Below are 9,216 nucleotides of genomic sequence, written 5' to 3' on the forward strand. Positions count from 1 at the left end.
ATGAATGTGGGAGGTGTTCGGATAAAGTTGATAATCAAGGCCGGAGGGACCGAAAAATTTTTTCAAAAAAGTTGTTGCGTGCCGGACAGACTTCTGTGTATACTAATCCCCGCAGCGCACGCGAGCGGAAACAAACGCGAACGCCTGCCTGGGGAGTTAGCTCAGTTTGGTTAGAGCGCCGGCCTGTCACGTCGGAGGTCGCGGGTTCGAGCCCCGTACTTCCCGCCAACGCAATTAAAGCCACGTCTTCGGACGTGGCTTTTTGCGTTTGATGCACTTTGTTTCGATAGAACGATCGCCCTGGCGCATCTTCGCCCAGAATCCCCGTACCTTCGGGAACGCAAGTAAAATCCAATAAGTATATCTGTCTAAACAGCAGCTTTGTTGCGCAACACCTGTTCAACGAGACAGGGGGTTAGGTTATACTAAATTGCACTGTAGGCCGCATCTGATGCATTTCGCTCCAAGCGCGGCACTCAGTGGATATCCTATTTATCATTTGGATGTCCTAGCGGTCATTTAGCGTCTCGACACAAGCTCGGCCCCGGAGCTCGTTCGAGCTGTTCGTATTCCTTGAAAGGGGAAAAATGGACATATCGAGGAAGACTGATTACGCCCTTCGTATGCTGGCGATGCTTACCGAGGATCCAGAGCGTTTGCTTTCTGTTCGCACCGCTGCCGAAGAGGTCAATGTCCCGTATTCGTTTGCCCGTTCGATCCAACACGGTTTGGTCCAGGCCGGTATTGTGGAGAGCCTGCGTGGCGTCCACGGTGGAATGCGTCTCAAGGTCAGTCCGGACGATGTCACCATCCGCCAGGTCGTCGAGGCTGTTCAGGGCCCTATGGTTATGAACGATTGCACCGCGCCCGATGGTGACTGTGCGCGCATGGGCACGTGCTGCTATCATCCCCTGTGGGCCGGAGCCCAGGCGTTGATGCGCGACTACCTCGATTCCGTTTCGCTCGGCGACATCGTCGCCCATCGCCAGTTCCCGGCTGTCGATCCCAAGTTCGCCGATCGCGATGCGTTTCCCGAGTACGCCACCTGTGCGTGCGCCTGCCGGGAGGAATAGCGCCGCATAAGGAGCATTGCCATGATTCAGGACCCCTTTCGTTCGATGATTCGTTCGGAAGGGGTTCTGCGTTATCGCGACCTTCCGTGGCGCCGCACGCGCGACCCATATATCATCTGGCTCTCCGAGGTCATGCTGCAGCAGACACAGGTTCCGCGCGTGGAGACGCGCATGCCGGCGTGGCTCGATCGCTTTCCGACCGTCCGGGCGCTCGCTCAGGCCGCGCCTTCCGATGTTTTAGACGCTTGGCAGGGCATGGGCTACAATCGACGCGCTCTGGCGCTCCACAAGGCCGCTCAGCGCGTTGCAGAGGACTGGGATGGGGAGTTTCCGCGTGAGACGCGCGACTTGGTCGCTCTGCCTGGTATTGGCCCGGCAACGGCGCAGGGTATCCGGTCGTTTGCGTTTGATCTTCCGGGTGTGTATCTGGAGACCAACGTGCGCACGGTCTTTCTGCATCATTTCTTTCCCGATGTGCCCGCCGTTCCCGATCGCGAACTGGTGTCGCTGATTCAGGCGGCCTGTCCGGCGGCCCCCGGTGCGGCGCTCGACAAGATCGCTCCCTTTGCCGTGCCGCTCGATGATGCCGATACGCCGCGCGCGTGGTATTACGCGTTGCTAGATTACGGCGCATATCTAAAAAAGACGTTGCCCAATCCGTCCAGGCGCTCGGCGGGCTATAGCCGTCAATCAAAGTTTGAGGGCTCGCGTCGCCAAAAGCGCGCGCATATCGTGCGCATGTTGCTGGCAGCGCGCGATGACCAGCCGGCGGGGATTACGCTCGATGAGGCCGTCGCAGGCGTTGACGAGATGGAGGCGGCGGCCGGTCGAGCGCCGGTCGAGTGTGAGCTGGTCGCGAGTATTCTGGCCGATCTGGAGCGCGAGGGCTTTTGCCGCTCCGAGGACGATCGTTGGCTGAGTGTGTAGCCCGCTCGAATTTTAAGGTTTAGATTTTCGGCAGGGGGTACCATAAAATAAGGCCGCTCAAAGCCTATGGGCGGCATGTATTGAAGGGAAGTACACCTATGGATTTTGAGAGCTCTCAAACCAAGAAGAACCTCGAGACCGCTTTTGCCGGTGAGTCTCAGGCGCACACCAAGTATCGCTACTATGCATCCAAGGCAAAAAAGGACGGCTACGTTCAGATCTCGAATATCTTTGCCGAGACGGCGGGCAACGAGTCCGAGCACGCCAAGCTGTGGTTTAAGTATCTGCACGATGGCGCCGTTCCCAGCACTCTGGATAACCTGCGCGATGCCGCCGCGGGAGAGAACTACGAGTGGACCGAGATGTACGACGAGTTTGCCAAGACCGCCGAGGAGGAGGGCTTTGCCGAGATCGCCGCGAAGTTCCGCGGCGTCGCTGCTGTCGAGAAGGCTCACGAGGAGCGCTACAACAAGCTCGTCGAGCGCATTGAGTCGGGCGAGGTGTTTGAGCGCGAGGGTGTAAAGGTGTGGAAGTGCCTGAACTGCGGACACCTGCATGTTGGTGCCGAGGCGCCCGAGGTGTGCCCGGTGTGCAACCACCCGAAGGCGTACTTTGAGGAGCAGGTGGTGAACTACTAGCGCGTGGCGCTGGCTGCTGCGGGGCGCGGGGCGGGGAGATACCTTTCCCTCTCGCTCACGGCTTCGCAGAGTCGCGCGAGGGAAAGGTATCTCCCCGCCCCGCGCCCCGGCGTTGGGTCGTCGCGTGCTCGCTACAGAAAAGCTGATATTAAAGTTTGTGTGCCGCCCCTTTTTGGGGCGGCACGTTTTTGTGGGGTCCCGGTCTCCACAATTTTCGTCAAGCTTTTGGTTAGATTTTGGTCAGCTGGCGTAAGGGTGGAAGGCCAAAAGATTGCTGGCGAAAAAAGCTCAGAGAAAGTGCTGGTAGGGGAGTTGTTGAGCTTTTCGACAGCTTTTGAGCAAAAGAAACTTTGTGGCTATTGCCGGCGATTGCGTTGCCGCGGTCATGGCGGTGCGGGATGCTGGCCGTAAGCGTCGAATGCCCCGATTTTGGAGGCCAACATGGATCTGTTTCTTGAGACTCCGCAGCAACAAGCTGAGCGCATGCTGCGTCAGCAGCAACGACTCATGGAGATGCAAATGCAAGGGGTTGCCAACCAGGCGCCCGTGCAAAACGTCGTGCCCGCTGCTGTACCTGCAGCTGTGCCCGGGTGTGAATCGGCGCCAGAGGCCTATTCCGTACAGCAAGATTCATATGCGCAGGAGCTCGCGTTCGACAAACGCCGCGCGCGCCGCCGCCGTTTGGGCCAGCGCCTGCGCACATTGGCGATGATCGTGCTCATCCCGTTGGGGCTTGCGGCCATCTTTCTGGCGTCGTATGCCCTCACGTGCATCCTCAACGGCGCATCGCCCAACGAGGTGCTTCAACATCTAGCGGCCCTGGGCCAGCGCCTAGGTGACGTCATAACAACCATCCGCGCCGGCTGGGAGAGCTAGCGTTTTAACGCCCGCGGCTATAAGAGAAATTTGTCTGCAAGGCAGTGAGTGATCCGTGTGTATGGCGGGGTAAGATTGATCGCGGTTTTGATTGGTGCTCGATTGGGTTTGTTGGGCGGAGTTTATGTCTGCTATTGATATTGTGCTTGTTGTGATCGCCTTGGTGGCGGTGGGGGTTGCTGTGGCTTGCGCCATCCAGCTCAAGAGCCTGCGTGCCGAGTTGCGGGAGCGTGGCGACAGTAGCGCGGAAACGCTGGCAGCACTTGAGCAGGCCAACAACGCGCTCGATGCCCTGAACGTCGCGCTGGCTGAAACCCGCCGCACGGCCAATGCCATCGCGCAGCAGCAGACGACCGATGCGGCCGTGGAGCAGCAACGTTACCTGGCCATCGCACGCGAGTTCTCGCAAGCTGGTGACCGTATGGATGACCTGCGCCGCGAGACGACCCAACAGCTCGGCGCCAACCGCGAGGGCATCGAGCAGCGCCTGGACAAGGTGCGCGAGACGGTCGATGCCCAGCTGGGCGCCATCCGCAAGGACAACAACGTGCAGCTCGATCAGATGCGCGCGACGGTGGACGAGAAGCTCTCCCGCACGCTCAACGACCGTCTGTCGGCATCGTTTAAGCAGGTGAGCGACCAGCTCGAGGCCGTGTATAAGGGCCTGGGCGATATGCAATCTATCGCCACCGGCGTGGGCGACCTTAAACGTGTGCTGGGCAACGTGAAGGCGCGTGGTATTTTGGGCGAGGTGCAGCTGGGCGCGATCCTGGCGGACATCCTCACACCCGACCAGTATCTGGAAAACGTCGCCACCAAGCCCGGCGCCTCGGAGCGCGTTGAGTTTGCCGTCAAGCTGCCGGTAGACGAGGGAGACCCCGTGCTGCTGCCAATCGACTCCAAATTCCCGGGCGATGCGTATGAGCATCTGCTCGATGCCCAGGAGTCGGGCGACGCGGAGGCCGTCGCCGCCGCGCGCAAGACGCTCGACACCATGGTCAAGCGCGAGGCTAAAGACATTTGCGAAAAGTACCTGAGTGTGCCGGCAACGACCAACTTTGGCATCATGTTCGTGCCGTTTGAGGGACTGTACGCCGAGATCGTCAGCCGCCCCGGGCTTATCGAGACCCTGGGCCGCGACTATCACGTCAACGTAGCCGGTCCCAGCACCATGGCCGCCATCCTCAACAGCCTGCAGATGAGCTACCAGACGTTTAAGTTGCAAAAACGCACCGACGACGTGCTGCGTGTGCTTTCCGCCGTCAAGGCCGAGCTGCCGCGCTATCAGGCGGCGCTGCGCCGCGCCCAGCAGCAGATCGAGACCGCGGGCAAGACGGTCGAGGGCATCATCACCACGCGCACCAACGTTATGGAGCGCAAGCTCAAGGATATCGACGCGCTGGAAGATGCCGAGGAGGCCGACGAGGTCTTGGGGCTCACGTCTGCGGGCCTGCTTGCAGGGCAAGAAGACGAGGACTAGCCGCACCTGACGGCGGGGCGTCTGCGCAGGCGCGGGGCGCAGCGCTTCTCGCATCGCACTTGCCTAAAGCGCACTTTAATGTGCAACAATGGTGTTTCGCCCTATCAGATGCGAAAGGAAGCCCATGTCTCAGAGAAGCACCAGTCCGCTCAAACGCTCAACCGTGCGTCGCACGCTGCAGCGTTTTTGGGACGTCACGCGCACACAGCCGCTGATCGTCTTTCTCTCGGTGTTCTCGTCGGCGGGCTACATCTTTTTGCTGACGTTTGCCAATACCTATGTGATGGCCCTCATTGTCGACCGCGTTCAAGCCGGTCCCGTGGCGGGTGACCAGGTGTTTGAGGTCTTCGGCCCCTATATCCTGGCGCTCGTACTCGTTAACCTGGTGGGTCAGATCCTCTCCAAGCTACAGGACTACACCGTCTACAAGCTCGAAATCGCAGGCAACTATCACCTGGCGCGTCTGTGCTTCGACACGCTCTCCAACCAATCCATGACATTTCACACCAGCCGTTTTGGCGGATCGCTCGTTAGCCAGACGAGCCGTTTTATGAGCGGCTATACGGGACTGGTGGACGTGACGGTGTATTCGCTCATTCCCACCATCACCTCGGTCGTCTGCACGGTGGCGGCACTCGCCCCGGTGGTGCCCACATTTACTGTGATCCTGGTGGGCATCATGGTCGTCTACATTGCGTTTGTCTGGCTTATGTACAAGCGTATCATGCCGCTTTCGGCCGCGACGTCCGCCGCGCAAAACAAGCTCTCGGGCGTGCTGTCCGACGCGGTCACGAACATCCTGGCCGTCAAGACCTGCGGGCGCGAGGACTTTGAGCACGATCTGTTCGATGCCGCCGACCGCGCCGCGCGCGATGCTGAGACGGTATCGATGCACGCCATGATGCAGCGCAACTTTACGACCTCGGGCCTTATCGTCATCACCATGGCCGTGGTGAGCGTGTTTGTGGCGGGCGGCAACGCGTGGTTTGGCATCTCGGCCGGCGCGCTCGTCATGATCTTTACCTATACGTACAACCTCACCATGCGTCTGAACTACGTGAGCTCCATGATGCAGCGTATCAACCGCGCGCTGGGTGACGCTGCCGAGATGACGCGCGTGCTGGACGAGCCACGTTTGGTGGCAGACGACCCGGACGCCCCTGAGCTCAAAGTGACCGAGGGCGCGATTGATTTTGAGCACCTGAGCTTTGCGTACCGTGACGCTGCGGCGGGTGAGAGCGTGTTCGATGACCTGACGCTTCATGTGGCGGCGGGCCAGCGCGTGGGCCTGGTGGGCAAATCGGGCTCGGGTAAGACGACGCTCACCAAGCTGCTGCTGCGCCTGGACGATGTTCAGGGCGGCCGCGTACTCGTGGACGGTCAGGATGTCTCGCGCTGCACACAGCAGAGCCTGCGCCGCCAGGTTGCCTACGTTCCGCAGGAGGCGCTGCTGTTCCACCGCTCCATTCGCGAGAATATCGCCTACGGCCGCCCCGACGCCACCGACGAGCAAATTCGTGAGGCGGCGCGCCTGGCCAATGCCCTGGAGTTTATCGACCGCCTGCCCCGTGGCTTTGACACCATGGTGGGCGAGCGCGGCGTCAAGCTCTCGGGCGGCCAGCGTCAGCGCGTGGCTATCGCCCGCGCCATCCTAACCGACGCGCCGATTCTGGTGCTCGATGAGGCGACCTCTGCCCTCGACAGCGAGTCCGAGGCTCTGGTGCAGGAGGCGCTCGAAAATCTGATGCGTGGACGTACCTCCATTGTGGTGGCGCACCGCCTGTCCACCGTGGCGGCGCTCGACCGCATCGTGGTGCTGGCCGATGGTGAGATCGTCGAGGACGGCACGCATGCGCAGCTTGTCGAGGCGGGCGGCGAGTATGCAAGCCTGTGGAGCCGCCAGACCGGCGCATTTTTGGAAGCGTAACGACCCTATACGTGGGACAATTGTGCTCATAAGTTTATTGTGCCGTTGAGCCGAGGAGTCGTTATGCCACGCGAGACCAATGCCGCCAAGCGCGAGCGCGCCATCGAGGTGTGTGAGCGCCTCAACCGTCGCTATGGCCCGGTCGAGTGCTTTTTGGACCACGAGAATCCCTTCCGCCTGCTGATCGCGGTGCTGCTTTCGGCGCAAACGACCGATATGCAGGTCAACAAGGTGACGCCGCGGCTGTTTGCCCAGTGGCCCACGCCCGAGGCCATGGCCGGGGCGAGCGTGGCTGACGTGGCGGACACCATCAAGTCACTCGGCTTCTACAAGAGCAAAGCCAAGCATGCCGTCGAGGCCGCGCAGATGATCGTCGCCGACTATGGCGGCGAGGTGCCGGCCGACATGAAGGAGCTCGTCAAGCTGCCGGGCGTGGGGCGCAAGACGGCGAACATCGTGCTCAACGTGGGGTTTGGCATTGTCGAGGGCATTGCGGTCGATACGCACGTCAACCGCATCGCGCATCGCCTAATGCTGAGTCCCAAGACGCATGCCAAGGAGCCGCTCAAGACCGAGCGGGATCTGCTCAAGATTCTGCCGCACGAGTATTGGGAGTCGGTCAACCATCAGTGGATCACCTTTGGTCGCGAGATCTGCGACGCCCGCAAACCCAAGTGTGACGAGTGCCCGCTGGCAGATTTGTGCCCCAGCGTGCGCGTAGCGGGGTAGGGCGGAACGCATCTTCGTCTGGCGTTTTTTGCGGGGCTAGGTTTGCCCTTGAGCCGGAGTCCTCTCCATGCGCTACCATGACAGACAATGTATTTGACGTACGACCTGCCGAGCTTGCCCCGGCGGGCTTTTGGCGTTGCAATGCCGGAGGAACAGCATGCTCATTCACCGTATAGCCGCGCAGCTCTACACTGCCGAGGCACTGCAGACCGTCGAGGCCGGGCTCGATGCCGGCGAGGACGTGACGCTGGCCGTGTCGCAGTCGGGTCGCACGCTTATGGCGGCAGCCCAGTTTGCGCGTCGCCCGCGCCCCACGGTCTACATTGTGAGTGGCGAGGATGCGGCCGATCGCGCCGCACGCAGTCTGGCCGCCTATGTGGGCCTGGCGCACGTGTGCCGCTTTCCCGAGCGCAAGGACTACCCTTGGCGCGAGCAGGCGCCCGACGACGCCGTGGTAGCCCAGCGCTGCGAGGCGCTCGGGCGCATCGTGCGCGGGGACAACTGCATCATGGTCGCCTCCGCTCGCGCACTGCTGCGTTGCGTGCCGCCGGTCGAGAGCCGCTATTGGGAGTCCACTACTTTTACGGTGGGCGAGGAGATTCCCTTCGACGAGGTGCCGCAGCGCCTGGTGGGCATGGGCTACGCCAATGCCGGTGCCGCCGACGCGCCCGGCCTGTTCCGCGTGCACGGCGACACCGTCGAGGTGTTTCCCGCGCAGGAGAAGGCACCCGTGCGCATTGAGTTCTTTGGCGACGAGATCGACCGCATCCGTCGCATGGTGAGTTCCACGGGCCAAACCATCGGCAACGAGGACAGCATTGAGATCTTCCCCTGCCGCGAGCTGGCGCTCACCGACGAGGCAGTCCACAACATGCATGTGGCGCTCTACCGCGCCAGCCAGGACGACAGCAAGCTGGCGGCGCTGCTCGAGATGGTGGACGCGCGCATCGTCACGCCCGAGCTCGACCGCTTTTTGCCGGTGATGTACGGCCAGACCGTGAGCCCGTTGGCGCACGTGAGCGGCAAGGCACTTGTGGTCCTGTCCGAGCCGCGCTCGCTGTTCGACGACTGCCTACGTGCCTACGAGGATATCGAAGCCCGTGCCGACGAGGCGGGGATTGACCGTCTGGACGGCCTGTACGTGCGTGCCCAGCAGCTCGACTTTGGTGCTCAGCAGCGTCTGAACTACGTGAGCCTGATTCGTGCCGGCGGCGCGGTTACGGCCGAGCTCAAGATTGAGCAGCCGGCCATTGCGGGCTCGGACAATCGATTTATGACGCGCATTCAGGAGGTTGTGGGCAAGCGCTACGCTTGCGTGTTTGCCATTCCCGACCGCGGTGCGCGCGAGTCGATGGAGCTCACCTTTGGCGATGCGGGCATTACCTTTGAGGAGTCGCTGACTGCCGCCCCCGAAAACGCCGGCGTTATCGGCGACCGTGTACGTGTGGCGGCGGCGGATTCTGCCGACCGCGCCGCCCGCCAGGGGGCCCATGCCTCGATTCGCGAGCGCCATGCCGACGCGCTCAACGCCCGCCCGCTCGAGGCGGGGGCGGGCCCCGCCGGCGG

The 9,216-nt window shown here is 61.7% G+C and carries 7 protein-coding genes, 1 tRNA gene and 1 pseudogene; all 9 read left to right on the forward strand.

What is annotated here, in order from left to right; translation table 11 throughout:
* Positions 1 to 150: 150 nt before the first annotated feature.
* Positions 151 to 228, forward strand: a tRNA-Asp gene (locus DXB98_RS03070).
* Positions 229 to 587: 359 nt separating this feature from the next.
* On the forward strand, positions 588 to 1,073 hold the full coding sequence (locus DXB98_RS03075) for an Rrf2 family transcriptional regulator (RefSeq protein ID WP_117743111.1): 486 nt from the start codon (positions 588 to 590) through the stop codon (positions 1,071 to 1,073).
* 21 nt (positions 1,074 to 1,094) lie between these two features.
* Complete coding sequence (locus DXB98_RS03080) at positions 1,095 to 2,000, forward strand: adenine glycosylase (protein ID WP_117743112.1); 906 nt, start codon at positions 1,095 to 1,097, stop codon at positions 1,998 to 2,000.
* 98 nt (positions 2,001 to 2,098) lie between these two features.
* Positions 2,099 to 2,638, forward strand: coding sequence for a rubrerythrin (gene rbr, locus DXB98_RS03085; RefSeq protein ID WP_117735427.1), 540 nt, complete (start codon positions 2,099 to 2,101; stop codon positions 2,636 to 2,638).
* Positions 2,639 to 3,079: 441 nt separating this feature from the next.
* Positions 3,080 to 3,514, forward strand: a complete 435-nt coding sequence (locus tag DXB98_RS03090) for a hypothetical protein (protein ID WP_117735428.1) — start codon at positions 3,080 to 3,082, stop codon at positions 3,512 to 3,514.
* A gap of 124 nt (positions 3,515 to 3,638) precedes the next feature.
* Positions 3,639 to 4,994 (forward strand): DNA recombination protein RmuC, encoded by a 1,356-nt coding sequence (locus DXB98_RS03095; RefSeq protein ID WP_117743113.1) that lies wholly within the window; start codon positions 3,639 to 3,641, stop codon positions 4,992 to 4,994.
* 124 nt (positions 4,995 to 5,118) lie between these two features.
* On the forward strand, positions 5,119 to 6,921 hold the full coding sequence (locus DXB98_RS03100; protein WP_117735430.1) for an ABC transporter ATP-binding protein: 1,803 nt from the start codon (positions 5,119 to 5,121) through the stop codon (positions 6,919 to 6,921).
* Between the two features lie 63 nt (positions 6,922 to 6,984).
* Positions 6,985 to 7,650, forward strand: coding sequence for an endonuclease III (nth, locus tag DXB98_RS03105; protein ID WP_117743114.1), 666 nt, complete (start codon positions 6,985 to 6,987; stop codon positions 7,648 to 7,650).
* 157 nt (positions 7,651 to 7,807) lie between these two features.
* Positions 7,808 to 9,216, forward strand: a pseudogene (locus DXB98_RS10255) (transcription-repair coupling factor); the annotation flags it as partial.

This window comes from Collinsella sp. OM07-12 (assembly GCF_003438275.1).
In the GTDB taxonomy this organism is placed as follows: domain Bacteria; phylum Actinomycetota; class Coriobacteriia; order Coriobacteriales; family Coriobacteriaceae; genus Collinsella.